The 26,517-nt window shown below is 40.8% G+C and carries 28 protein-coding genes and 1 rRNA gene; 8 read left to right on the plus strand and 21 right to left on the minus strand.

The genetic code is table 11. The features are described from left to right. A 16S ribosomal RNA gene (locus tag H5200_RS19535) occupies nt 1-110 on the minus strand; the annotation flags it as partial. Between the two features lie 661 nt (nt 111-771). Between H5200_RS19535 and H5200_RS19540 the strand changes: the two genes are divergently transcribed. After that, on the plus strand, nt 772-1,251 hold the full coding sequence (locus tag H5200_RS19540; RefSeq protein WP_145242807.1) for an RNA-binding protein: 480 nt from the start codon (nt 772-774) through the stop codon (nt 1,249-1,251). Here H5200_RS19540 and murI read toward each other — a convergent pair. Continuing rightward, complete coding sequence (murI, locus tag H5200_RS19545; protein ID WP_182732673.1) at nt 1,214-2,029, minus strand: glutamate racemase; 816 nt, start codon at nt 2,027-2,029, stop codon at nt 1,214-1,216. The two genes, H5200_RS19540 and murI, sit on opposite strands and share 38 nt — an antisense overlap. A 63-nt stretch (nt 2,030-2,092) precedes the next feature. Beyond that, nucleotides 2,093-3,214 (minus strand): DUF5610 domain-containing protein, encoded by a 1,122-nt coding sequence (locus tag H5200_RS19550; RefSeq protein WP_145242803.1) that lies wholly within the window; start codon nt 3,212-3,214, stop codon nt 2,093-2,095. 476 nt (nt 3,215-3,690) lie between these two features. On the opposite strand from H5200_RS19550, the gene trmA reads away from it, so the two are divergent. Beyond that, on the plus strand, nt 3,691-4,791 hold the full coding sequence (trmA, locus tag H5200_RS19555; protein WP_182719488.1) for a tRNA (uridine(54)-C5)-methyltransferase TrmA: 1,101 nt from the start codon (nt 3,691-3,693) through the stop codon (nt 4,789-4,791). Nucleotides 4,792-4,796: 5 nt separating this feature from the next. Here trmA and H5200_RS19560 read toward each other — a convergent pair whose 3' ends face one another. From H5200_RS19560 to ccoG, 5 genes are all read right to left on the minus strand, one after another. Then, nucleotides 4,797-5,246 (minus strand): DUF523 domain-containing protein, encoded by a 450-nt coding sequence (locus H5200_RS19560; RefSeq protein ID WP_145242799.1) that lies wholly within the window; start codon nt 5,244-5,246, stop codon nt 4,797-4,799. Between the two features lie 65 nt (nt 5,247-5,311). Continuing rightward, nucleotides 5,312-5,950, minus strand: a complete 639-nt coding sequence (locus H5200_RS19565; protein WP_149983390.1) for a thiol:disulfide interchange protein DsbA/DsbL — start codon at nt 5,948-5,950, stop codon at nt 5,312-5,314. A 34-nt stretch (nt 5,951-5,984) separates the two neighbouring features. Next, nucleotides 5,985-6,608, minus strand: a complete 624-nt coding sequence (locus tag H5200_RS19570; RefSeq protein ID WP_182762281.1) for a thiol:disulfide interchange protein DsbA/DsbL — start codon at nt 6,606-6,608, stop codon at nt 5,985-5,987. A 29-nt stretch (nt 6,609-6,637) separates the two neighbouring features. Further along, nucleotides 6,638-7,615, minus strand: a complete 978-nt coding sequence (locus H5200_RS19575; protein ID WP_149983388.1) for a serine/threonine protein kinase — start codon at nt 7,613-7,615, stop codon at nt 6,638-6,640. Between the two features lie 64 nt (nt 7,616-7,679). Next, nucleotides 7,680-9,110, minus strand: coding sequence for a cytochrome c oxidase accessory protein CcoG (ccoG, locus tag H5200_RS19580; protein ID WP_182740664.1), 1,431 nt, complete (start codon nt 9,108-9,110; stop codon nt 7,680-7,682). Between the two features lie 291 nt (nt 9,111-9,401). On the opposite strand from ccoG, the gene H5200_RS19585 reads away from it, so the two are divergent. Both H5200_RS19585 and H5200_RS19590 read left to right on the plus strand, forming a co-directional pair. Next, nucleotides 9,402-9,761 carry a hypothetical protein gene (locus H5200_RS19585; protein ID WP_145242788.1) on the plus strand — a complete coding sequence of 120 codons (360 nt, stop codon included), beginning with the start codon at nt 9,402-9,404 and terminating at the stop codon, nt 9,759-9,761. Further along, nucleotides 9,761-9,964 carry a hypothetical protein gene (locus H5200_RS19590; RefSeq protein ID WP_182762284.1) on the plus strand — a complete coding sequence of 68 codons (204 nt, stop codon included), beginning with the start codon at nt 9,761-9,763 and terminating at the stop codon, nt 9,962-9,964. The genes H5200_RS19585 and H5200_RS19590 overlap by 1 nt, the downstream gene beginning before the upstream one ends. Nucleotides 9,965-9,966: 2 nt before the next feature. Here the strand turns inward: H5200_RS19590 and H5200_RS19595 are convergent, their stop codons facing one another. From H5200_RS19595 to gspC, 13 genes are all read right to left on the minus strand, one after another. Next, entirely contained in the window at nt 9,967-10,587 is a 621-nt protein-coding gene (locus H5200_RS19595; protein WP_182719491.1) for a UPF0149 family protein, read from the minus strand. An 18-nt stretch (nt 10,588-10,605) separates the two neighbouring features. Next, nucleotides 10,606-11,364: a type II secretion system protein N gene (locus H5200_RS19600; protein ID WP_182719492.1), complete on the minus strand. Its 759-nt coding sequence runs from the start codon at nt 11,362-11,364 to the stop codon at nt 10,606-10,608. Between the two features lie 3 nt (nt 11,365-11,367). Then, the gene (gene gspM, locus H5200_RS19605; protein ID WP_182719493.1) at nt 11,368-11,841 is read right to left on the minus strand and encodes a type II secretion system protein GspM; all 474 of its coding nucleotides are present in this window, start codon (nt 11,839-11,841) and stop codon (nt 11,368-11,370) included. Continuing rightward, nucleotides 11,838-13,046, minus strand: a complete 1,209-nt coding sequence (gene gspL / locus H5200_RS19610) for a type II secretion system protein GspL (RefSeq protein WP_149983383.1) — start codon at nt 13,044-13,046, stop codon at nt 11,838-11,840. Before gspL ends, gspM begins: the two co-directional genes overlap by 4 nt. Further along, nucleotides 13,043-14,032 (minus strand): type II secretion system minor pseudopilin GspK, encoded by a 990-nt coding sequence (gene gspK, locus H5200_RS19615; RefSeq protein ID WP_145242776.1) that lies wholly within the window; start codon nt 14,030-14,032, stop codon nt 13,043-13,045. Before gspK ends, gspL begins: the two co-directional genes overlap by 4 nt. Beyond that, the gene (gspJ, locus tag H5200_RS19620; RefSeq protein ID WP_149983381.1) at nt 14,022-14,645 is read right to left on the minus strand and encodes a type II secretion system minor pseudopilin GspJ; all 624 of its coding nucleotides are present in this window, start codon (nt 14,643-14,645) and stop codon (nt 14,022-14,024) included. The genes gspK and gspJ overlap by 11 nt, the downstream gene beginning before the upstream one ends. After that, nucleotides 14,646-15,023, minus strand: a complete 378-nt coding sequence (gene gspI, locus H5200_RS19625) for a type II secretion system minor pseudopilin GspI (RefSeq protein ID WP_145242773.1) — start codon at nt 15,021-15,023, stop codon at nt 14,646-14,648. Continuing rightward, entirely contained in the window at nt 15,023-15,625 is a 603-nt protein-coding gene (locus tag H5200_RS19630; protein WP_182762286.1) for a prepilin-type N-terminal cleavage/methylation domain-containing protein, read from the minus strand. The genes gspI and H5200_RS19630 overlap by 1 nt, the downstream gene beginning before the upstream one ends. 49 nt (nt 15,626-15,674) lie before the next feature. Next, nucleotides 15,675-16,094 (minus strand): type II secretion system major pseudopilin GspG, encoded by a 420-nt coding sequence (gspG, locus tag H5200_RS19635; protein ID WP_145242768.1) that lies wholly within the window; start codon nt 16,092-16,094, stop codon nt 15,675-15,677. A 74-nt stretch (nt 16,095-16,168) separates the two neighbouring features. After that, nucleotides 16,169-17,404 (minus strand): type II secretion system inner membrane protein GspF, encoded by a 1,236-nt coding sequence (gene gspF, locus H5200_RS19640; protein WP_182762287.1) that lies wholly within the window; start codon nt 17,402-17,404, stop codon nt 16,169-16,171. 2 nt (nt 17,405-17,406) lie between these two features. After that, entirely contained in the window at nt 17,407-18,966 is a 1,560-nt protein-coding gene (gene gspE / locus H5200_RS19645) for a type II secretion system ATPase GspE (RefSeq protein WP_310736565.1), read from the minus strand. Next, nucleotides 18,959-21,019 (minus strand): type II secretion system secretin GspD, encoded by a 2,061-nt coding sequence (gene gspD, locus H5200_RS19650; protein ID WP_145242762.1) that lies wholly within the window; start codon nt 21,017-21,019, stop codon nt 18,959-18,961. Before gspD ends, gspE begins: the two co-directional genes overlap by 8 nt. A 23-nt stretch (nt 21,020-21,042) precedes the next feature. Next, nucleotides 21,043-21,990: a type II secretion system protein GspC gene (gene gspC / locus H5200_RS19655; protein ID WP_182762289.1), complete on the minus strand. Its 948-nt coding sequence runs from the start codon at nt 21,988-21,990 to the stop codon at nt 21,043-21,045. Nucleotides 21,991-22,195: 205 nt separating this feature from the next. Here gspC and hslR point away from each other — a divergent pair, with 205 nt between their 5' ends. From hslR to H5200_RS24480, 4 genes are all read left to right on the plus strand, one after another. Continuing rightward, a complete protein-coding gene (hslR, locus tag H5200_RS19660; RefSeq protein ID WP_404936382.1) occupies nt 22,196-22,618 on the plus strand; it encodes a ribosome-associated heat shock protein Hsp15 in 423 nt (140 codons plus the stop codon). Between the two features lie 12 nt (nt 22,619-22,630). Further along, nucleotides 22,631-23,476 (plus strand): Hsp33 family molecular chaperone HslO, encoded by an 846-nt coding sequence (hslO, locus tag H5200_RS19665; RefSeq protein WP_149983376.1) that lies wholly within the window; start codon nt 22,631-22,633, stop codon nt 23,474-23,476. A 265-nt stretch (nt 23,477-23,741) separates the two neighbouring features. Beyond that, the gene (locus H5200_RS19670) at nt 23,742-25,280 is read left to right on the plus strand and encodes a phosphoenolpyruvate carboxykinase (protein WP_182762294.1); all 1,539 of its coding nucleotides are present in this window, start codon (nt 23,742-23,744) and stop codon (nt 25,278-25,280) included. 750 nt (nt 25,281-26,030) lie between these two features. Then, nucleotides 26,031-26,246 carry a winged helix-turn-helix domain-containing protein gene (locus tag H5200_RS24480; protein WP_220497041.1) on the plus strand — a complete coding sequence of 72 codons (216 nt, stop codon included), beginning with the start codon at nt 26,031-26,033 and terminating at the stop codon, nt 26,244-26,246. The last annotated feature ends 271 nt before the right edge of the window (nt 26,247-26,517 follow it).

A 26,517-nucleotide genomic window follows, 5' to 3' on the forward strand; every position in this document is an offset into this window, starting at 1 on the left:
GTCCGCCGCTCGTCAGCAAAGTAGCAAGCTACTCTCTGTTACCGCTCGACTTGCATGTGTTAGGCCTGCCGCCAGCGTTCAATCTGAGCCATGATCAAACTCTTCAATTAAAAGTTTTTTCTGTCTTCTCCCATAAAGAGAGCCGACACGCTCAATGAATTCTGAATTTATTTAATATCTTTCGATATTGAATTGACTGTGCTGCAATTCTTTTCTTAAGTAAAACCTAAGTAAGTTATTGCTGTTGGTCACTCAGTTCAATTGAGACTCTAAATTTTGTGTCTTACTACCGGAGTAGTTCGACTGTTAGAACTCAATCTGTACGAGTGCCCACACAGATGATTGCTTTATATTGTTAAAGAACGTTGCGATTAAAGCGCTTTGCTTTACGTCGCTAGGGCTGCGCATATTACGCTTTCCTATTTTTTTGTCAACACTTAATTTTAAACTTTCTAAAAATCTAAACTCAAGTTTTACTCGACTTACTAAGTAGCTCGTGCCCCGCTATGCGTTGCGCTCTGCCGTCTCAGTGGGGTCGCATTATAGGGAGTTCCAAAAACAGATCAACACTTTTTTTCGATCTTTTAATCGTTCGCTCAAAAAGCATGCAAAACCACCTAAAAAACACATTAAACACCCTTTTTACTCACTTTTTTTGCTGTAAATTAAATAATTTCACACAAATAACATTGCTATGTTCATTTATCGCGTTAAGATAGCAAGTTCACAATGTTAAATTAATGTTTATTTCCTGTTTATTGGTAGATCAAAATGAAATTACCCGATCAAAAATCTCTTATCTCTTCAGTTATCCTTGCTGTTATTGGTTTCGTTATAGTTAACTTTGCACTTTCAAGCCTACAATTAAGTCCTGCACTGTTATTTGGTGCTGGTTTATTAATTGGTGGTGTAGTTATAGCTGCAATGTCATCTGGCGATGTAGAAGAAGCCGAAGTAAAAACAAAAACACTTTATGTGGGCAATCTTCCTTATCGTGCAAATGAAGGTGTAGTTCGCGCTTTATTTGAAGAACAAGGTAAAGTGTTTAATGTACGCCTATTAAAGGATAAAAATACTGGCAAACGTCGTGGCTTTGGCTTTGTTGAAATGGCAGAGCTAGATGCTGATAATGCTATTGCAAAATTAAACGATAGCGAGTTCCAACAACGTACATTGAAAGTTCGTGAAGCAAAACAAAAACAAGATGATGAATCTAACTCTTTTCGTTCTGAGTCGGATCAATCAGCGTAACTAGCTCCACCGGTTGCTTATCAACATAAATAGAAGCCGTTGCGTAATAACGTAGCGGCTTTTTCTTGCCTGTACAATTAGCATCAAGCTCATCACTGCAATCTATATTATGCTCTTTGAGTATTGCACACACCCGTTTGGCTATTGCTACGCCGGAATCAAGTAATAATACAGTGCTGTTAAAATACTCATTCAAACCTTTTGCTAAAATTGGGAAATGCGTACAACCTAACACGATTACATCCACTCTATTATCAATAGCGAGACTATCGAGCTCTGCAACTAGTTTGTCTTGGATAATCTTTTTACTTTGATATGTTTGTTCCGCCAACGTTACAAGTTCAACACTTGCATATAAATGTACTGTGACAGCTTGACCATGCTGGCTTATCAACTGTTGTGTATAACTACTTTGTACTGTTGCTGGTGTGGCCAATAAGGCAATATGCTGTGACTTAGATAATAAAGCGGCGGGCTTAATTGCAGGTACTACACCGACGATCGGTATCGTGGTTAATTCGCGAAGTGCGCTCAGTGCTGAAGTAGATGCGGTATTACAAGCAATAACTAACACATCAACGTGTAATTGTTGTGTTTCTATAAAAATTAATAATCCGGTGAGGCGCTGAATTATGGTTTGTTGACTCAGCTTTCCATAAGGTAGGTAGGCGTTATCCATAAAATAACTATAAAGGCCATCAGGTATGTATTGCTGAATATGCTTCAGCACTGTGGTACCACCAATGCCCGAATCAAAAACCATGATATGAGGTGACAAACAACTCGCTCCTTATAATAACTAAGCTGAGCAGTTTGCCACGCGGTGTACTGAAAATAAAGCTTATGCTTCACTCTCTAGTGCTGCTGAGCGCAATTTATTCATTTGCTCAAACATTGATTTTGTATAGTCGACTAATTTGCCTATTTCCTCTTGGTCTTGATTTAACCATTGTAAAATGCCTGACAGTTCATTTTGCAAACCAAGATCACCCGCTTTATTAAAGGCATTTTTTAGATCGTCATTAAATGGAGCTATTTTTTCAGCCACAGCTTTCTCTGGTGTTGGTTTATTCTCTTCATAGCCTTTTATCGCTGCAAACGTTTTAGTTTGCTTTAAGTCCATTGAAAACGCGACTAGCTGTTCGTTGCCTAAGTTGAGCTCTTGTGCTTGTTCAAAGGCTTGTTCCAAATCACCACCAAAAAATGTTTTACTAACATTTTGCAAGTCTTCCATCATTGCATTAATAGCCTTTTGTTCATCTTCGTTTAAGTCACCATTTACTGACATGCTAAATGATAACTCCCGCGATTGTGATGATGCACTGGCATAACCTTCATTTTGACCATTACGCTGATAACTACTGGCTGATTGCTGTTTAAATGCATCAGCAAAACTAATACTCACTTCGTCACCTTCTGCAGTGGTGAAGTTATACTGAGCATTATTACTTAAACTTAAATACTGTGCTTGAGTAACACTGACAGAATCCGGTTTAGGGTTAAATAAATCCTCTTCAAACTCATCCAGGCCATTAAAAATACCTTCTTTGGATTTTTCTATGCCCTGCTCAATTTCGTCGTTTAGAATACCGGTATCTTTTAATTCACCATAAGCATCATCAATACCTGTTTGCACACCTTTGCGTGCATCACTAAGCATACCTTTGAGTTTTTCATTATCGGCTCCATTGACTTGCGCTTTCTTAACGGCACCAGTTACAAAGTCCAAAACGTTTTTGACTATTTCTTCAAAATCAAATAGTGGCTTGTCTTTTTTCTCTTCCGCGACAGGTAAGCCTAAGGCCTCAGCCATTTTGTCACCTAACACTTTTGCTGCTAATTCTTTACCACGTTGCTGGTAACTATCTTGAGGCGACTGTATTGTAGGTTGCTGTAATGCAGCTTTGTTACTGTATTTATTGACGTTGTTGTTTGGAACAAAGCCAAAGTTGCCAATTTTCATGATCCGACTCCTATTTTTGCTTACTTAAGTATCGGCCCAAAAATAAATAACTAAAGTAAAATGTACAAAAAAACAGCATTTGCTATTACTCAAAATTAGGGCCTGTTGACCTTTAAGGATTAAAATTTGTTCAACCTCGGGGCGATTTAATCGCGGCGCGAGATTTGTAACCTAGTGGGCTAAGTAAAAATTGAGCAAAGCTTCCGCGTCCTGCTCACGCCCCTTACTTACATCCATGTAAGTAACAAAGAGTTAATCGCCCCTAGGCAGAACCCTTCGGGCAGCGCGCGTTTGGCATTTATGCTACGTTATCGCCTATTTATGGGGAATAACCACACTACATAGGCTCTGCCTTGCCTAAAAACCAAACGCACAGCTGCAAAATTAACCTAGAAAGATAAACAGACCCTAGACAAATAATCCCTGCCCCCTACAATAGCGCCGATAAACAGCATAATGAAATAAGGTAGTAGGTAATGGCGGTTATAAAGATCGATACAACAGGATACGACGCACAGTTAAATGAAAAAGAGCAACGTATCATTGCGCAATTCCAACGCTTTGGTGTTGAACAATTAGAAGTCTTTGCCTCTGAGCCAATTCATTACCGTCAACGCGCTGAATTTAGAGTATGGCACGATGGCGATGAGTTATTCCACATTATGTTTGATCAAGCCACCAAAGATAAAATCAGAGTCGATGTGTTTGACCCTGCAGCGCCGCTAATTGGGGAAGTAATGCAGGCAATGATCGATAATCTTAAAGGCTGTGAAGTCTTGCGTCGTAAATTATTCCAAATAGATTATCTTTCTTGTTTAAGCGGTGAGATTTTAGTGAGTCTGCTTTATCACAAACCACTCGACGAAGAATGGCTAGCAGCTATCAAGTCACTAAAAGAATCATTGAGTGAGCGCTTTAAAATTGATTTTATTGGGCGTGCTCGCAAACAAAAAGAAGTACTCGGTGATGATTTTGTTACTGAGCGTTTAACAGTTAATGGCCAGCAACTTATTTACCAACAAGTTGAAAACAGCTTTACGCAGCCAAATGCTAAAGTAAACATTAAGATGCTGGAGTGGGCACAAGACTTATGTAAACCACTAAAAAATGATTTACTAGAGCTCTATTGTGGTAACGGTAACTTTTCAATTGCCTTAGCTGGTTCGTTTAATCGTGTATTAGCAACCGAAATTTCTAAATCGTCAGTACACTCAGCGCAGTATAATATTGCTAAAAATAACGTAACTAACTTAGATATCATTCGTATGTCGAGCGAAGAGTTTACTCAAGCTATGAAAGGCGAACGAACCTTCTCACGTTTAGAAGGGATTGACTTAAGCAGCTATGATTGTCAGACCATTTTAGTTGATCCGCCGCGCGCAGGCATGGATACACTAACATGTGATTTGGTGGCTAACTACGAGAGTATTATTTATATCTCATGTAACCCTGATACGCTAGAGCGTGATTTAGAGCACCTAACTCGCACTCATGAAGTTAAACGGTTTGCGATTTTTGACCAATTTCCATATACCCACCACATTGAATCAGGGGTATTTTTACAACGTAAATTGTAAAGTATCTATGCCAGTGCTTTTACTAGCGCTGGCATTTGCTGCTCACTAAAGACTTTAATACCATTCTTTTCTAATAGCGAAGCCGTTAATCCCATTCCAACCACCTTAATACCACTGTGCGAGCCATCGTAAATTGTATTACGACCACAAGAAGGACTTGATTCCTTTAATAGCGCAAAACGAATATTGTACTGTTGGCAAAGGCGTAATGCTTGTTTTGCACCTAGCTGAAATTCCGGTGTCACATCATCACCAGTATTGGTAATCACTTTACCGTTGACGATTTCAGCAGGATCTCTAGGAGTGGATAAACCACCAGCAATCTCAGGACAAAAAGCGACTATACGTTCCTGCTGCTGCCATGCGATAAGCTGAGGATGGAGTAACTGTTGTCCGCTACCATCGTAGCGCACGGGAGCACCAAGTAAGCAACTTGAAACCAGTATTTTATGCATTTCTTACCACCTGCAACAAAAAAGCTCCGCATACGGAGCTTTTTTACAATAAACACTAAACCGCTCTATTTAGCAGCTAAGTAATTAATTAGATCAGCCATACTTTTAGCATCTTTAATACCTGAATCACCACCAACAATAACACGGTACTTACCGTTTACAATAAAGGTAGGCACACCTTTCAAAGCACCCTTTTGTTTAAAATATTCTTGATCACGCTTCATTTTGGATACCTTGGTTCTTACTGTAAAGCTGTTGTAAAACTTATCAAAATCATCAGCAGCTACACCTTGAGCAACAAAGATATCTTTCATATCAGCAAGCTCATTGATGTTTGCTCGCTTGCCATGGATATGGTTGAAAATAGCGCTAATTAGTGCATCTTGTTGTGGTAATACAGTTGCCGTAGCGTAAGCTTGTGCTAACATCGTTTGAATTTCTGGGTTACGCGGACCCGAAAAGTCAACATGGCTTTTCTTAAAAGTAATACCTTCATTTAGTAGCGGCTTTAATTCAGCAACAATTGATTCAAAAACATTACAGTGTGGGCAGTAAAATGAGAAGAATTCTTTAACTTCTGGCTTTTTAGTTGCGCGTGCATCAATCGTTTCATAATGCGTCCCTTCGTCATATTGAATCGCGGCGGCGTTTGTAGCAAACCCAAGCGTCAACGCTATTAGTCCTGCTTTAACTAATTTGATCATCGGTAAAAACTCCAAAAATTATTGTTTTAATAGCTTATTGTTGTAATAAAAAGGCAACTAACTCATCAAGCTGCTCTTGGCTCTTGATGGTATTGATATTGATTTTGTATTTATCATTAACGATAAACGTTGGTACACCGGTTAAGGCTCCCATTTGTGAAAACTTATTTTGCTTGTCTTGCATGGCTTTTTCCGCCGCAATCACTGGCATGCTGGCAATATCTTTATCAAAGGTATAGTTATCAATACCATTTACTGCAAGTAATGCTTTAACGTCTTTAATGTTATTGAGTGGAGCACGTTTTATATGAATGCTGTCAAACATTTGATCTGCAACTTGCTCACCTTTGTTATGCTGTTTAGCGATGATATACGCATAGCTCAAATTACTTTGCACTTCTGGCGCTAAACCACCTAAAAAGTTGACATGGTTTTTTACAAACTCAGTACCTGCAGGCAAGCTTTTTTCCATTGCTTTAGCTACAGCTTCAAACTTAAAACAGTGCGGACAATAAAATGAAAAGAACTCTGTTACTTGTGAGGTTTTACTTTTTTCAATTTTTAGTACGTCATAGTGCTCACCAGCTTTAAAATCTGCGGCCATCGCAGCAAAAGGTAAACATAGCAGTAGTAAACTCAATTTTAGTTTTTTAAGCATTGGACTCTCGTTTCAGATATTTTTAATAATTAGTTAGGCAGCAACTTCAGCGGCGGCTCTTGAAGTGCAGAATACTGCTCTTTCAGCGCTAAAATTTGTTGCTCCCAGTATTTGTCATCAGCAAACCATGAAAAGTTCCGCGGAAATGCCGGATCTTCCCAACGTTTAGCTAGCCACCCCATATAATGAATCATACGCATTGCGCGTAATGGTTCAATTAATTTGAGTTGAGTGTGATCAAAATCACAAAATTCTTCATAGGCAGCCACTAAGGTATCTAACTGTAACAGTTGATTGTTTCGATCGCCACTGAGCATCATCCATAAATCTTGAATCGCAGGCCCTTGACGACTATCGTCCAAATCAACAAACATCAACGCATCACCGGCCCACAGAATATTACCGGCATGGCAATCACCATGTAAACGTATAGTATCCACCTGCTGGTAAAGCGATTTCGTTTTAGCGATCACCATATCTAAAATAGTATAAAACGCAGTAGTTAAACTGCTAGGCACCAGATTACTGTTTTGTAACTGAATTTTAGCTGTATCTAGATACTCGTCACACCCTATGACCGGACGTTCGCTAAAAACATTCGCTTTAGCTGCTTGATGCATCCGACCAATCAAGCGTCCTAACACATCTAACTGATCAAGATTATCAACTTCAAAGATGCGCCCCCCGACACTTGGGAACAAAGTAAATAGATAACCATTATGCTCAAATAAGCTTTCGCCATTACGCTGTATCGGCGCAACTACAGGCACTTCAGCATCAGCCAATTCAAATGCAAAGCTATGCTCTTCGAGTATTTGTGCCTTACTCCAGCGCTCGGGACGATAAAATTTCACCACATAACGTAGGCCATCTTCAGCTTTGAATTGATAGACACGGTTTTCGTAACTATTCAGTGCTAATAAGCCAGACTCTGCGTAAATACCAATACTTTCGACCGCATCTAAAATCGAATCTGGGGTGAGGTCAACAAAACTAAATTTACTCATAATTCTCATCAATTATAAAAAAAGCGGGAAAATCCCGCTTTTTATTTGTTATCAGTGTACTTAACTATCGCGCTTTAAAGAAGTTACTCGGCTGCGAAATTTGTGAACTTGGATTGTCCACTGGCGATAATACAAAATTAAACTCGGTCATCGGCGCTTTCAAATCATACGGATCCATCACCAATGATAATGGCACGTTGTGCGATTCGCCCGCTTGCACGGTAAAAGTTTGCTTACCTATGTACTTAAAGTTCTCCAGTCCTGCCACCTTAATATTAAAGGTTTGCTCGTATTGTGCTTTGTTGATCACTTTAAGTGTGTAGGTATTTTCGACAAGCCCATTAAAATCGACTCGATAGAGTTGATTTCGATCGCGAATAATATCTAAGTCCATTGGCTTACGCATTACAATATTCGTTACCAGCGCTGCGCTTAGCACCACTAATATAACAATATAACCAATAATCTTAGCGCGCAGAGGATTGGTTTTATTCTCTGGCGTTTCTAGGTTACGCTCAGTGGTATATGAGATAAGCCCGCGCGGATAATTCATCTTATCCATTACTCCGTCGCAGGCATCGATACAGGCGCCACAGTTAATGCATTCAGCTTGCAGGCCATTGCGAATATCGATCCCTGTTGGGCATACTTGTACGCACAAATTACAGTCAATACAGTCACCTAAGCTAAGCTCTTCTCGATCTTGTTTACGACTACGTGGCCCACGATTTTCACCACGTTTTTCATCGTAGCTTACTGTGAAGGTATCTTTATCAAACATTGCAGATTGAAAGCGCGAATACGGGCAGATATGCAAGCACATAATTTCGCGCATCCAACCAGCATTACCATAAGTACATACGGTAAATACGATAATGCTAACCAGCGCATAGCCACCTACATCAAAAGTAACAAAATCCGGTAACAGCTGACGAATAGGTGTGAAATAACCAACAAAGGTCAGTGCGGTGTATAAAGAAAAAGCTATCCAACCTGTATGCTTGGCTGTCTTACGCCAAAATTTATCAAAGTCCATTGGTCGCTGATCAAGCTTCTTACGTTGATTCGCTGTCCCTTCGAACTTTTCTTCAAACCAAATAAAAATAAACGTCCAGACTGTTTGCGGGCACGTATAGCCACACCAAACCCGACCGTAAAAGGTGGTCACTAAGAATAACGCGAATGCAGCAAGCATCAGAATAAAAGCAAGAATAGTAAAATCTTGTGGCCATAGAGTTAGCCCAAAAATGTTATATTTTTGACCAATGAGGTCAAATAACACAGCTTGTTGGTCATTAAAGTTTATCCATGGCAGCGCCATGAACGCCAACATACCAAGAAAACCAATGCGCTGTCTTAATAGTTGATGTAACCCTTTAACCGCACGTACATAAATGCGATTGCGGGGATTAAATCTATCCTGTTGAGCATAGAGATCGGGCTTTTCGATCTTGACCTCACTAGGAATATTTTTTACTTTTATTTGCTTGTCCATCGAAGTTCCTCAACGCCGCTTGGAGAATGAAAGTCAAACAATCATATAACGCTATTTAGATAGCTAACAACTAAGCTTACATTTAAAAATAGTGCAAACTGAACTACTGTGCTGTAAAAGTTCAGAGATTTCTGAAAAATCTAATTGTTCTCTGTCATTATACCAACTCTCCTCAAAAAAGCTGATATTCATTGATAATAATTTATTCACCTAACTTGCTTGCTTTACAAAGGGGCATTTTATTACACTGGTGTCTAATTCGTACCCGTTCAGATCAAAGTTTACTCACATATGAAAAAATTCCTTGTACTAGTTGTAGTGATACTTGCGTTATTCACAATTGATCATCCAATGATAAAAGAACCTCGAGAAAAGTTATTAGGAGAAGGTGTAGGGCTATTAAGTAGTGCTAGCAACATTAACCGTGGACCCGCTGCGAGCATGGCAAAAAACCGCATCAAGTCAGAACTAACACTTTCAGAAAGCGAGTTAGAGTATTTAGAAGAAACCATGCAAACTGATGAACAGCTGCAGCTATTCCATACTCGTTACTGCCGCAGTAAAGATCTCAACCTATATTTTTACGAAGATCGTTTAAATACAGTGTGTGACATCGTCTCAACATCATTGGCTGAGCGCAGAGGTAAATAGTGGATTTTTCAGCTTTAACAAAAAAAAGCAGCGCATCGTTTAACCAACATAAAAACCTACTGAAGAAGCTGGCGAAAGGACAAACGGTTAAATGTGAAGTATGCCAAGGCATATTAACGTTAGATTTAAAGACTCAGCAACCCGGCCAAGGGATTGCTAAATGCCCTAAGAGCTGTACTGAAATTGTGTTGGATTTAGCATAATGCTAACTCCAACCATCTTCTTCATCTGCGTACAAACCACTTTGCACCGCGATAATTTCTATTAACTCAGCAAATCCTAATGCAAAATCTCCCATTAGTTCATACTGTTGCTGGCATAGTTGTATTTCACTAAGCTGATTTTGCTGGGCAATTGTTGTGATAAGCTGGGGCTCTAAAGCAAAAAAGCCTAAACTGGCGTAAGCGGTTTGCAATGCATCAGTTAAGTCTGTTGTCAGTGCATCAGCTTGCATTAGCTTATCAATATACACCTGTGCTCCCTGAACAAAACCCTGACACCATTGCTGGCATTCATGCAAATCTAGGTAGCTGTCATCTTGATCACTCACCAGTAAACTTACAGGGAGCTTAAAACCTGTTTCATAAACTTGCTCACTGATCTGATGATACAAAGCCATAAATGCAAATAATGTTTGTTCTTCTAGCTGGCCGTGTGTATCTGGCACTATCTGTTCAAGCCACTCGTGTACGTCTAATGGCTCAGGAGAGCAAATAACCGCAAATAAGTAACCTTGGCTCTGCACCAATGTCATGGCGCCATTGCGGCTCGCTAAATACGTACTTAACTGCTGGCCATGTTGCTGTGTAAATTCAGGAATTTGCATAAAACAATTCAGCCTTGTTTAAAAATTTAATGGATAACGGCCATCGCTATCTGCACGGCCTAAAAATTTGGCGGCATCGTGTACTTCTTTTGGTAGTGATGCTTCTGGCTTGATATATCCAGCCACTTTAAAGTCCATGTTTGCTTTTAAGGTTGCATCAGCCGCTAAGCCTAAGCGGTTTTCAGGATCAACTAACACGGCTATATCGCCCGACTTACAGCTTAACTTGCCACTTAATGGACCAACGCTAAACCAGCCAGACAATCCTTGCACATCGATGTTTGCACTGGCGATTTCACCTTTTAATGCATCACAATAAGGCGCTCCTGAGAGATATTCATCTAACTCAACAATTACTCTGCCTTTAGCATTAATAGGTAATGGCAACTGCAAACGCTGCATCGCACGTTCAACACTCAAACGCAATGTAGCATCATTTAATGCAACTACTTGATCAAGCAAACCATAACTAAAGTCACCGCGTCCTGACAGTTCACTGGTCTGTCGCGGATCACCAAACTTTACACTGCCTGTAAGCTGTCCGGTGAATAATGCCCAACCAGAAATATCCCAGTTTAAATTATTAATCTGTTCATCTTGATAGCGCAGCTGCATGATTCTACCCTGCCAAATGCTACCCGATGCTTTACCTATTTGCAGATCTTTAGGTAGATAAGGATTTGCTAAATTAAGCGCAACTGCAGCTGGCGTTTTTAATAGTGCAAAAAAGATAAAACCGAAGAAAAATATTACTATAAGAATCGCTATTTTTTTCATTCTTTACTTCTCTAATACCAGTCGGCTAACGCGTACGTAGCCTGGTTTATCATCGCGACTGAGATCTAAATTTTCAATCAATACGCCTTTAGTGTTTACCAGTTCATCAAGCCATTCTATGAGCTTATTAAACTGTACCGAGTCGATGGTTAATCTTAATGAATTATCGCTAGGCTGCATTTTGCTTATGGTTATATCGTAGCGAGCGCGGCTAGCATTAACTATTTGACTCAAGTTTTGGTCACTTGTAACAGCACGCGCACTACCCGCTTTGAGTTTAACAATACTGTTATCAACCCACGCTAATAATTCTTGCTGTTTAACTTGGTTTTTTTCAGCTTCAGTTATCGCGTTGTTGAGTGGTCTAAAAATACCCATAACTAAGATAAAAATAACAAAAATAACCCCAGCGACCATCACCAACTGTTGCTCTTGCTCTTTTAAGCCACGCCAATGTTTTAAAAGTTGTTGTTTCATGCAGCACCTCGTAGTTTTATTTCACCGACTACAAAGTCGCCATCATTATTTAATGAGCCTTGGTCTACAGTTAATCCGCGTTGTTCAAGAATTGCTTTAACTTTGCCAAAGGTTTGAAAATCTTTTCCGCGAGCACGCACTCTAAGTTCATTGCGACGTTGATCATAACGCAATGTCTCAGGAGTAAACTCTTGCACTTGGCTAAATACACCCACCAGCTCATTCGTTAAATCTAGGAATCCGGCACTGCTGCCACCCTCTAATTTAGCCAATTCACCCTGAATTTGGTTTTTAATCAAATGCGGACGAACTGTTTTCCCCGGAAAGGCCGTTTGATAGCGCTCAACCACTTGTGTTTTAGCGACTTCAAGCTCACTATTTAACTGATACAATTCAAGACTTTTTACTGCCACAGAGCCAACTAACGCGACACTCGCTGCAATGGCGGCACCTTGCCAATACGCCCACCATAATGCGCTTTTCTTTTTCAGTTGATATTGGCCTTGGCGAAGATTGAATCTTATCTCAGGTAATTGTTTAGCAAATAGCGCCAGCGGCAAATCATAAGCATCGGTATGCGCCGTAAGATTAACCGTTTCTGGAAATTGCGAGGCAGGGCTGTAATGTGCAACATCAGGGTGACCTAAAGCAGTTAAATACTCAGCCAACCAGCTTTGCTCTACAGCACTGATCCGCCATGAGCCTTGCTTACATAGCCATTGGTTATTAAGCTCAATGACGCTTAATCCCTCATGTTCCGCAGTAGGAAGCAATAATGCATCGGGTAACAGTTTGAACACTTCAATTCCATGTTCAGCAAATACAGCTAACCAAGTTTCAAACCATTCTCGGTCAGTCATGGCAACTTTAATGGCGTGCTTGTCACCGACCATAGTAGGCTCAGCAATCGCGATAAATAAGTCATCTACGTCACATGCAATCTCTTCTTCAAGCATATATGGGAGCGCTTGCTCAAGCTTACGATTCCATTTGGTCGGCAGGATTACGGTTTTTAGTTGCACCTGATCACATGGCAGTAATACCACAACTTCACGATTCTGTGCTTTTTCAACTAACTCACTCAGTTGCTCAGCGTTCGGCAATCCGCCACTGGCAATTATTTCTTGTTCTAATGGTGAGTAAATCAGCCAATTAATACTTTCTTGTTGAGTTTGACCCGTGCGGATCAACAGTATTTCTGTCACTGTACGCCTCCAAATTTTCGCGCCAGTATAGTTACTTCGCCATCTTTGGCATGCAGTAATGTGGTCATCGAAAAACGCAGATCGACAAATTTAGCCTGCGCTTGTAGTTTAAAATATTCGCTATTTATGGTGAACAGTTTTTCAACAGACTTAACATTTTGAGCCCCTTGTTGATTCACTTGTTCAAAAAATTCTTCAATATTATTAAAGCCTTCTTCTGGCCGGACTGATAGCACACTTTGCGCACCTGACTCACTCAAACCATCAATCAATGCACTCAATAATAATGCCTGTTCAGGAGCGATTGTATTGACATTAATTGCTAACAATTCGCTACCTGGGATCACGCATACGTATGGCAAGATTTTTTCCATCACTAATGGATTAAACCCTTTAACCAAACGCAGCTCTGAGCTTGATGCAAAAAAACTATTCGCTGTCATATATGGTGATTTACGCGATAAATACTCATCTTCTTCAGCGCCAGAACGATAAGTAATACTATCTTCATCGAGCCAGTCGTAAACACTGTCAGCCATGGCTTCTTCCGACTCTTCTGCTGGTAAGTCCTCAATATTTTCTAATAGCGCTAATAACGCGGTGTGCGCAGGATTGGTTTTATCAGTACTACCCGCTTGTGGCGCTTTAACACGTAATGCATTGAGATTTAAACAAGCCTGTAAGTCCGTGATCTTGCCTTGCAAGGTACCATTATCAACCGGATAAGGAATATCGCCTTGTTGCGCCCAAATTTGTTTTAAAGTGGTTTTTTCAGGGTCATCTTTTTTGCTTTGTAATAACGCTTTAATAGCCAGCTCTTCTGCTGCATAGGCATACCATTTTGCTTGCTGATGACCTTGTATGTTGGTACTTTTTTGAACTTGAACAAGCAAATTAGCACTCATCTCTACGGCTAGAATTGATGCCAAAGCAACAATAAACAAGACAATTATAAGCGCGGCACCATGTTGAGATTTATGGTTCACTTAAACCTCCCGCCTTTCCGTTACCTGGTACTAAAAAAACGCGTCTTATTGGTTCTTCATCAATTTGTTGCAATGTGACCGCCACAGCTTTTGGCAATGCCTTGCCCTGCCACTGCTCTTGCCATTCATTTTTTTCATCTAAAAATTCAAATTTAAGATCTTCGATATCTTTAAGAATAACTTGCACTCGCGGCTCAAGGTTATCGAGTTGATCAACATAAACCCGATATATACGCTCAAGGTTGTCATCAATAACACGATAACCCACTGCTTGTAGCTCTGAGCGCGGTAACAAATTAATTGGGTTTACCCAGCCATCTCGCACAAAGGCAATACCATCATACTGGCTATTAATGGTGTAACGCCCAGCAAGTAGATATTGTTCTTGCACATCACCGGCTTCATTGCGCACGGCACGTTTAGTCATTTGGCTGAAATCTTGATCCATTAACCTAAAGGTCGTTTGCAAACCATTCAATTCTGCAATTTTTTCGTCTGATGCATCTTTCGCTTTGGTGGTCGAATCAAGAATTTGGTGAGTAGCTAACACGACGAATGCTAAAATCCCCAGCGCTACCATCACTTCTAATAGTGTAAAACCGCGCTGCTTCACTTATTTGCTACCTTTATTTAAATAGCTGATGAGCTCATAAACCGAGTGCTCTAACTTTTCATCGCTAAATACATTAATAGTCACTTTTACAAAACTTTTATCTGCTGTCGCTTCGGTATCTTGACGCCAATACCATTCTATACCAGCCATTGTTTCCGTGCCTTTTGCGCCATTTTTGCCTTGCCACTTATCGCCGAGAGTACGCTGTTCAATCATTACATTCTCAGCCACCCAAGAGGCATAGGTTTGCTCTTCAAGGCTTGATAAATGATTAATATGCTCAGCTGTCGCTTGCATGGCGGCAATCCCAGCCATGGCGCAAATACTCAGCGCCACCATAACCTCAAGTAAAGTAAAACCTTTAGACCTGCGATACATTATTCTGGCTCTCTGCGTAAGTTAACTGGTGCGGAAAATTCCCCTTCGATGAAATACACAGGTTCTTTTTCATCTTTTAATTCATAGATAAGTTGAAATGCGCTCACCTCACCAGAAGATAAAATTAGCACTTGCGGGATTTTCATTTTTTGCAATTCGAGTAAGCTATCATCATCACCGCCACTCATTAACTCGCGCCAATTGGATTGCTCGAGTAGATTATCTTGAGCCCATGCGAGATCTTCTAGATTAAGTGTCAACTTAAGACGTTCATCAACAGTCATCGGCGCAAACAGCTTTTCTCGGTCGAAGGTGATCCATTTTTCACCATCAAACACTAAAAACTCTAAGGTATCTTTATCAAGCTGAAAACCTAATTCAAGCTGATTTAAGATTGCAAATTCAGAAGCCATATTAATGGTGGTATGCAGTCTCAGTGCTTGTTTGTCCAATTCATCTTCAACACCGCCATCAAGACTATATACCACCATTTTAGTGGCGAAGGCGATCACCACCAGCACAACCAAAATTTCAATTAAGCTAAAGCCACGCATCGGTGACTTTAGCTTTGCAAGGCGCAACTTAGTCCGACTTAATATCATGCTAAGCTCGGTGCTGGGTATAAAAACGCCTTTATACTAAGATGCATTATTATTTTTCTTCATCCCAGTTACCAATGTCGTCATCAGTACCCACTTCGCCATCGGGTCCCATTGAAAACAAATCAAATTTACCAACTTCACCTGGGCTGATTAACTGGTACGGATTTCCCCATGGATCTTCTGGTAATTTAGAAATAAAGCCACCTTCAGGAAAACGCTTTGGTACTGGCTCTACGCTAGTTTTAGTCACTAACCCTTCAAGGCCTTGCTCAGTGGTTAAGTACGCTTTGTTCTTTAATTTATAAAGACTCATAGCATCTTCAAGCTGCTGAATATCAAGATGCGCTTTATCAAGTGCCGCTTCTTCTTGCTGACCCATAATATTGGGTGCCACGATTGACATGATCATGCCAATGATAACCAGTACCACCATAACTTCGAGTAATGAGAAACCTGCTTGTTTATTCACGTACATACCTCTGTTGTTCTTAATAATTAACTATCGTAACACGGTAAAAATGCATTACGAAATCCCTAAAATAGTTAAAGTCCAATCGCTTTATTCATTGCCATAATAGGTTGTAATATGGCCATTACGATAAACAATACAATAACCGCCATGGACGCTATCATCGCAGGCTCTAAGAGTTTTAGCGAGACATTTACCATGGTTTCAAATTCACGGTCTTGATTGTTTGCAGCACGCTCTAGCATTTGCTCGAGCTCACCTGATTTCTCCCCACTGGCGATCATATGCAGCATCATCGGTGGGAATAATTTTGTTTGTTGTAAGGACGCTCTTAAACTTGCCCCTTCACTAACGCGGGTTGCGGCATCCGCCACTGCTTTTTTAATTTTCTCGTTGATCAATACGCCACCAGAAATACGCATTCCCTCGAGTAACGGCACTGAACTTGATGACAAGATACTCAGTGTACGAGCAAATCTGGCGGTATTAATACTACGAGCAACTTTGCCAATGCCCGGCATCATCAAAATTTTCGAATCATACCAAAAGCGGATCTTAGGCTGTTTTAGCGCATGTTTAACACCAATCACTGTCGCGGTAAATAATACTAAAGTAATGAACCAATAATTTTGCACATAGTTACTAGCAGCCATTACCCATTCAGTCGTCCAAGGTAAAACCTGCTTTGACTTTTCAAATGTCTTCAATATTTTAGGCACTACAGTACCTAGTAATATTGAAACGATACCAATGGCAAATATTACTAATATCACCGGATACACCATCGCTTGTGTGATTTGACTACGCATTTGTTGACGTTGTTCCGTGTAATCGGCTAAACGGTTCAATACAGCATCTAAGTGACCTGATTTTTCACCCGCAGCTACCATAGCGCGGTATAAATTATCAAATACATGTGGAAACTCAGACATGCCATCAGCCAAGGTATAACCTTCAACAACTTTTGAACGCACCGACATTAACATACGCTTCATACGCGGCTTTTCACACTGCTCAGCCACCGCCATTACCGCCCCTTCAACCGGTAACGCCGATTGAATGAGTGTAGCGAGTTGGCGAGTGATCAAAGCGAGATCTGAGGTAGATATTTTCGCTTTAAAAAAGCTGCCAAATGGCGAGCTTTTTTCACCTTTAACTTGTTTATCCCCCTCTGCGGCGGGCACAACTTCGAGCGGCGTAAGACCTTGTTCACGTAATGATTGGCGAATTTGTTTCGCGGTATCCGCTTCTTGAATACCTTTTTTCTCTTTGCCGCGAGCATCGAGCGCGCGATATTCAAATGCTGCCATTGTTAACCTTCCTCACGCGTTACACGTAATACTTCTTCAAGGGTGGTTTTACCGGCTAACACGCGACTACAGCCATCTTGGCGAATACTTGGGGTATGTTTGCGAATGTACTTTTCAACACTTTGCTCACCTTTACCACTGTGAACAAGTTCGCGAACAGTTTCATCAACTACCAGTAATTCATGAATACCGGTACGACCACGGTAACCATTAAAGTTACACTCTTCACAGCCAACGGCTCGGTAAATAGTCGGCGGATTTACAAATGGTACGCCGAGCAATTCACACTCGCGCTCATCTGCAACATGACCTTCTTTACAGCTCTTACATAAAGTTCGCACTAGACGCTGCGATAACACCCCTAACAAAGAAGATGACAGTAAGAAGGGTTCAACCCCCATATCTTCCATACGAGAGATAGCACCTGCTGCGGTATTGGTATGCAATGTCGACATCACTAAGTGACCTGTAAGTGAGGCTTGCACGCCAATTTGTGCGGTTTCAAGGTCACGTATTTCACCAACCATTACTACATCAGGATCTTGACGTAAGATTGCCCGTAAGCCTCGGGCAAAGGTCATATCAACTTTAGTATTTACCTGAGTTTGACCAATACCTGGGATTTCATACTCGATTGGATCTTCAACCGTTAAAATATTACGATCGCGAGAGTTAATTTGGCTCATGCCCGCATAAAGCGTGGTACTTTTACCAGAACCAGTTGGACCGGTCACCAAAATAATTCCGTGCGGTTTACTGATCAAATCAGAGAACAATTCACGATTGCGCAGCGTCATACCTAAATCTTCAAGATTTAAACGCGCGTTATTTTTATCAAGTAAACGCAGTACAACCCGCTCACCAAAACTTGATGGCATGGTTGATACCCGAACATCAACGGCACGTCCTGCGATACGCAAACTAATACGACCATCCTGCGGGATACGCTTTTCTGCAATATCGAGTTTCGCCATTACTTTAATACGCGAAACTAGCAATGAAGCGAGTTTACGATTCGGCTTTAACACTTCTTTAAGCACGCCATCAACCCGAAAGCGGATCACCAGCTCTTGCTCAAAGGTTTCGATGTGAATATCTGACGCGCCTTCTTTAATCGCTTCACTGAGCATCGCATTGATCAATTTAATGATTGGTGCATCATCATCTCCGGCAAGCAAATCTTCCGTTTGCGGCATATCTTCAGCCAATGAAAATAAATCAACTTCGTTACCTATGTCTTCCATCATTTGCTGGGTTTCAGAACTATCGCGTTGATACGATGCCTCTAATAACAACTCAAACTTGTCATCAGCTAAATGTTCAAGCGTAAAGCCATGCCCAGCAATGCGGCGCACTTCTAACAATGCATCAATATTAAGCTCACCACGATAGAAAACCACCCGGTCATCATTATTTTTACTTAATAACATGCCTGTACGTCGTGCATATGAAAATGGTAGCCGCTTATTAGGCAGTTCAACTAAATCGTTACTGGTCATCAGCTCGCTATTATTTAGCGGCTGTGAGGGCTCTGCGGTGATCTCAGTGATTGCATCAGTCATTATTGCGCTCATCTGTATTTTGCTGTCTTAAGTATTCTTCATAAGTTGGCGGTAATACTAATGCATCATTCCACTCAGGTAGGATTGGTGCATCGGTTAGAGGCATTAAATCAATACCATCTTCTTTTTGTTTATACTGCTCACCACGGATAAAGTTATATTTACTGTGGCTTAATTTATTCATTTTAATACCATCACGAATAATGGTTGGGCGAATAAACACGATTAAATTACGTTTACGCTTGCTGGTGCTGGTTGAGCGGAATAAGTGACCAAGGATAGGAATATCACCTAATATTGGTACCTTTGAGACACTTTCTTGCACGTCTTCATCAATTAGACCACCAAGCACAACCATGCCGCCATCATCAGCCATAACCGTGGTTTTAATGGCACGTTTATTAATAGATATATCCACCGAAGTAGTACCACTCACGCCAGATACTTCTTGCTCAATGGTTAACTGTACAGCTGAACCATCATTTATTTGTGGCGTTACTTTAAGTTTTACACCTACCTCTTGACGCTCTACTGTTTGAAATGGATTAGAATTATTAGAACCCGTTTGCGAGCCAGTAATGATCGGCACTTCTTGACCGACAATCATCGATGCCTCTTCGTTATCCATGGTGGTAACCGAAGGCGTAGCAAGAATATTTGAGTTAGTATCAGTAGAGACTGCTTGAATGATCGCGCCCCAATCGTTTTTAACAATCCCCATAGCCAATCCATTGATGCCCCCTAACAAAGCACCTAACGGGCCAAGATCACCTTTTTGCGTTTCATCGTATTCCTTAAGCTCAGTATTATCACCAGTGAGAGTTTTAGTCACTGTCTTATCACGGGCTTGTTCAGCAGCTACAGCTAAAGAACCAACAGGAACGGTTGTGCCGTTATTAAACTGCATCATACCGCCTTGCTCTGAAATCCATTGCAGACCAAAGTTAATACCATCAGCTTCCATTACTTCAACAATGATTGCTTCAACGAGTACTTGAGCACGACGAATATCAAGCCGTTCAATCACTGACTCCAATGAACGCATGGTGTCAGGTTGAGCAGTAATGACCAATGAGTTTGAATCTGGGTGAGCTTCAATACTGGTTTCGTTTTGGTTGCGGCTACGGGTTTTAGTTGCCCCACCTTGACCTTCTTCACCAAGCGTTTTGCTAACCCCTTGCAACACTTTCACTAAATCTTCAGCGCTAGCGTAATTAAGGTAAATTACTTTAGTGTTGCCTTGGCTTTGTAACTCACCGTCGAGGCGTTTAATTAATTCAATAGCACGCGTTCTTGCTTGGCCTTCGCCACTGACAATAACGCTATTAGTACGGCCATCTGCAACGACTTTAGGGATCAAAAATTCTGGGATACTGCCTTTACCGCTATCTTTGTAAATATTATCAACCACAGATACCACATCATCAGCGGTGGCAAAGTTTAGCTTTACAATATCAACCCGCTTATCACCGGCTTGGTCAACTGAGCGAATAATTTCAACAAGTCGGTTTACTGAGGCAGCATGACCGGTCAACATCATGACGTTTGCAGCGTTGAAGTTGGCAACATGACCGCCATCTTTTTGGTCGCTAAACTGACGCACTAATGGACCTAGTTCTTGTACGCTAACATTTTTTACACGTACGACACGAGTGATCATCATATCACCGCGCGCTTGGTCGTCTTCAGTAACTAACGGTACGTTTGATTTTTTAGCATCAGAGCTTTTTTCAATCTTTAATATGCCGTTATCCATTTCAACAGCTGAATAACCGTAAACTTCTAGTACATTTAAGAAGAATTGATAATAAAGTGCTTCATCCATCAATTCATAGCTGCGTACGTTTACTTTACCACGTACGTTCGGGTCGATAATGACGGTCTTATTTAGATTTTTACCAACGATATTAATAAACTCATTGATATCGGTCCCTTTAAAATTTGCAGCATACTCAACGGCAGACACCGATAGAGATAAGCTAGCCACAAAAAAAAGTGTTGCGTACTTAGCTAACCCTTTTCTGATTTTTTTGAGGTGTAGCGCGTGAACCATTATATTAAAACTCCAAAGCTAAGTTATTGCAGGCTAAATTGCACATCAATCTGCTCGCCATCACGGTCAATTGTAATGTTCGCATCGGTACTATTACGCAGCTCATTAATGGCTGACATGGCCTGTTTTAAATCTGTTAATTGATAGCCGTTAATCGATACAGCCAAATCGTTATTTTGTAACCCCATCTGCGTAAATAATGCAGGGTCTTTACCTGGGCTTAAACGATAGCCAATAAGCTCACCATCCTTCATAGCCTGAGATACTCGAATATAGTCAAATAGTTTACCGGGATCTTTTAACAATTCTTCTCGGGTCTCTATAATTGCTTCTTTTACTTCTTGATTTGCTGTTACATCAATCTGACGGTCACTTTCCATTTGCGGACCGTCATCGAGTTCAGGTTCATCACTATCACGTTCGGCAAGTACTGGCATTGACACTGTTTTGGTAAAATCTACGCCATCAAGCATTAACGTTTCAAAACGGCCACTAACATCTAAAATTACTCGATCAGGTAATACTTGAGCAAGCTTAGCGCGAGTGCCTTGTACAACATCATCTACTAAATAGGTTGATTGTTGGCCTTGAGATTCAATAATTGCTAAGCCGGTTTGATCATTGCCGCTGACCGCAACAATACCGGTTAAATTAATGCTTAATCGAGTTTCTGGCGCATTGTTAATGACTTGAGTTTGTTGGCTTGCTGGTTTTTTAGGCACTGCGTCGGCTTTACCAAACAAGTTTTGTGCTAAAATTAATTGCGTATTAACCCGTTCAGGCTTACCTGTAACGCTATTAATATAGCTTGGAGAAAGGCTAGAATTAACCGGGGTAGGCCATATTAACCAAAATAGTTTTGCAGCCAAAAAGGCAATATAAACAACGACTAAAAGCGTTATTGCCCAACCCAATTTAGCGTGAGGTAATTTACTTACTAGATGTTTTAGCTGTTGTAATCGCTGTTCCATAAATGACGTTTCTTATTTTAATTTGCTGCTTCATCGCTGGCCTATAGTACCTTTTCATTTTTCATTCAACAAGCGCACTAATATTAAACTTTGTAAACAAGGTAAATTAACACTTACGCTGAATGTAAAAAGCTTCGACTATTTCTTTGTCAGTAAGTTTCATGCTAAGTTTTGCCTTACAGAGTCACGCTTTTAATCGAGTATAATCGTGTCAAAAAGTAACACCCGTAATACCACATCAAAAGATGAAACTATTAGTATCCGTTTAGACAAGTGGTTGTGGGCTGCACGCTTTTATAAAACCCGCGCCATCGCACGGGACATGGTGCAAGGTGGCAAAGTACATTATAATGGCCAGCGCACTAAGCCTAGTAAGATAGTCGAACTAGATGCCGTGATCAAACTTGCTCAAGGAGTTGACGAAAAAGTTATCACTGTACTTAAATTGCTTGATAAACGTTTAAGTGCCCCCATTGCTCAAACTTTGTATCAGGAGTCTGATGCAAGTATCGAAAAACGCGAAGCCAATAGCATCGCGCGCAAGAATAATAGCTTTTTTGCTCCTCATCCGGACCGTAAACCAGATAAAAAGCAAAGACGCGAACTTTTAAAAATGAAATCAAGTTAGGTAAAGCCACTCATGCAACAAGATCTACTTCATCGTTATACATTTGATCAACTAGACGTCCGCGGCGAACTCGTACAAATAGAGCAAGCTTATAATGAAATGATTGCCGATCATAATTACCCCGTGCAAGTGCAAGCTTTATTGGGTGAGTTACTGGTCGCAACCTGCCTACTTACAGCTACATTAAAGTTTGAAGGTGATATAGCAGTACAACTGCAAGGTGATGGCCCGGTAAAATATGCGGTTATCAACGGTGATCATCAACAAAATATGCGTGGTATTGCCCGCCTGCAAGGTGAAGTAACAGGCTCAACCATCCAGGAACTAATCGGTAACGGTGTGATGGTACTGACAATCACCCCAACTAAAGGTGAACGTTATCAAGGTATAGTTCCGCTTGAGCATGACACGTTAGCAGCATGTCTTGAAGCCTACTTTGCACAATCAGAGCAACTACAAACACGTCTATGGTTTGCAACTGATACAACACAAGGTCATGCTAAAGCTGCTGGTTTACTACTACAGGTGTTACCTGTAAATAAAGAAAAGTCGATTACTGACTTTACTCACCTTGAAGCACTCAGCAATACGATTAAAGCTGAAGAGTTGTTAGAGCTTGATGCTGCCACTGTGCTTACTCGACTTTATCATGAAGACAATCCGCGTGTTTACGAGCCGCAAGCAATCCAGTTTAAATGTGGTTGTAGTAGAGAAAAAACCATCACTGCGCTCGTTAATATAGGTCAACAAGCTTTATTAGATGACGTTATTGAAAATGGTGAGGTAAAAATTAGCTGCCATTATTGCTTAAAAGATTACGTTTTTAATGAACAAGATGTGAAAAGTATTTTCAACTAATCTAATCGTTCAAAAAACCAACAAAATTCAAACCGCATTTATTGCGGTTTTTTTATGCCAAAAATTGATACCGGTGTCATGAATTGTATTACTTTTATGACACCGGTATCATTGAAATTATTCATGTTTTTTACTAAATATATGTGTTTTTAGGCCTTTGATAAGCTCGAATATCCCTAATCCATCTGTTACTATAATTACAGCTTAAAGGGAAACAAGAACCCCAGAGCTATCCCGTTCAATCTCACACAATTTAGGTATAAACATGACTTCAAGCGCTACTCGTTTTGTCGATCTAACTGCAGCTGAACTTGTCGAACACGCGATCCGTCGTGGCGAAGGGACTTTAGCCGCCAATGGAGCTTTTGTTGCTAACACTGGTCGTCGTACTGGTCGTTCACCACAAGATCGCTTTATTGTTCAAGAATCAAGTACTGAAAATGAAATCCAATGGGGTAATGTAAATCGCCCTTTCGATGCAGATAAATTTGACGCTTTATGGGCACGTGTAGAAGCACATGTGCAGAGCAACGACCACTTCATCTCTCACCTTGAAGTAGGCGCTGATCCTGAGCATTATTTACCTGTTGTTGTTACAACAGAAACTGCATGGCATCATATCTTTGCCAAAAATATGTTTATCGAACCTAAATCTTATAATGCATCTGATTTACCCCAATGGCAGGTAATGAATGTACCTTCATTTGTTTGTGACCCAGAACGTGATGGCACTAACAGTGATGGCACAGTAATTATCAACTTTGCACAACGTAAAGTATTGCTTGCAGGTATGCGTTATGCCGGTGAAATGAAAAAATCAATGTTCTCAGTGCAAAACTTCCTACTACCAGCAAAAGGCGTGCTACCAATGCACTGCTCAGCTAACGTAGGTGAAGCTGGCGATACAGCATTATTCTTTGGTCTATCTGGTACCGGTAAAACAACTTTATCCGCCGATCCAACTCGCTTTTTAATCGGTGATGACGAACACGGCTGGGCACCTGGCAGTGTATTCAACATCGAAGGTGGTTGTTATGCTAAGTGTATCGACCTTTCGCAAAAGAATGAGCCTGTTATCTGGGATGCAATCCGCTTTGGAACTATCCTAGAGAACGTTGTCCTTGATGACAAAGGCGTTCCTGATTTTCATGATACCAGCCTAACGCAAAATAGCCGCGCAGCTTACCCGCTTGAACACGTTGAAAAACGCAAAGTAGAGAACCGCGCAGGCGAGCCAAAAGCAGTGGTATTCTTAACCTGTGATGTAAGCGGCGTATTACCTCCAGTATCAATCCTTAGCGAAGAAGCGGCAGCGTTTCATTTCCTAAGCGGTTACACAGCAAAAGTTGGCTCTACTGAAATTGGCTCTACCAGCGATATCGAATCAACATTCTCAACCTGTTTTGGTGCACCATTCTTCCCACGTCCAGCGGGTATATACGCGGAGCTTCTAATGAAGCGTGTACGTGAATTTGGCGCCAAGGTATACCTAGTTAACACTGGTTGGACTGGCGGTCCTTACGGCACAGGTAAGCGTTTTGATATTCCAACTACCCGCGCTGTTGTTGATGCAATCGTATCAGGTAAACTGGCTGGCGTTGAAACTCAACATATTGATGTTTTAAACCTAGACGTACCAGTTGCAGTACCAGGCGTTAACAGCGAGCTACTTAACCCAATCAATACTTGGGAAGATAAAGCTAAATACGCTGAATATGCGGCCAAACTTGCAGCAGACTTCACTGAAAACTTTGCTAAATACGACGTATCTGACGAAATTAAAAATGCAGGACCTAAAGCTTAATAAGCTACTTTAGCCTCATAATTAAAACGCCAACCTCGAGTTGGCGTTTTTGATCTACTAACGTTTATCAAGCCTCTTGCCAATTACCATAGAACGAACTTTCCCATATCGCGACTTTTGCATTGAAAGAAAAAGACAAAAATTTACAAATTAATTGTGGAAAGTGTATACACTCTACTTAGTATAATAATTATGCAAAATTTAGATGGGACTGAAATATGAATGTGAAGCAACTAGCCAGCACCTGCCTACTTTGCACTCTCATGCAAGCATGTAGCACACCTTCGAATAATGCTTCAGCGAAGTGCATGGAACAGGCTGATTTAGCTTATATTGATAAGTAAAATCATGATGATTTAGGCATAAGCCCTGATTGCTTTGATAATAAAACTGCTGGAAAGCCAAGTAACGTTCCTTCTAACAGTATTCTTGAGTCTGCAATTTTAGAGGCTGTTGTAAGTATCCTTGATAGCTCTACAAACTAGCTCCAAAAATTTAGATACAAAACTAAAAAGCGTTAATACCAATCAGCCAAATTATGTGATCTAATTAGCGCATCGATACTTATTTACTTTTACTAAATTGAACTTAGAAGAATCCAAGCAACTTCTAACTACCTTAACAATCGCGTTGCTGCCTTGAACAACAAACCGATTAAGGGCCGGCTCGGCTATATTAACCTCACTACAACTGGACACACTGTCAGAGTATGTAAAACAGTCAGCAAGCTCTTCAGAAGGCGGCAGACTAATGGGGGAAGATATTGCTCAGTATATTTATGAGCAGTTCAATGTAAGGTATCACACCGATCATATTTACAAACTGCTTAAGAAGCTTGGGTTTAGCTGGATCACAAGCCGTTCTAAGCACCCAAAGCAGTCAAAAGAAAGCCAAGAGGCTTTTAAAAAAGTTCCAAGTGGAAACGATCCTTCACACCCCAGGACATCTCCCTTTAGGTCGCATTGATGTTTGCTTTCAAAATGAAGCACGGTTTGGGCAACAAAATCAAATAACATGCTTATGGGCTGAAACAGGCTCTAGGCCCCGCGCAACAAAACAACAGCAGTTTGAGTATGGATACTTATTTGGTGCAGTGCGCCCAAGTAATGGTATAATACCAATCGGCATAAAGATTAAGTCAATTTTATCCAGTCTCTAGAGCATATGCTTTTAACCGTATCAGGAACAGAAATGAATTTATTCCACGCTTGCGAAACCTGTTCGACTATTTCTTCAT

This window comes from Pseudoalteromonas sp. SG43-7, from assembly GCF_014164295.1.
GTDB classification, from domain to species: domain Bacteria; phylum Pseudomonadota; class Gammaproteobacteria; order Enterobacterales; family Alteromonadaceae; genus Pseudoalteromonas; species Pseudoalteromonas rhizosphaerae.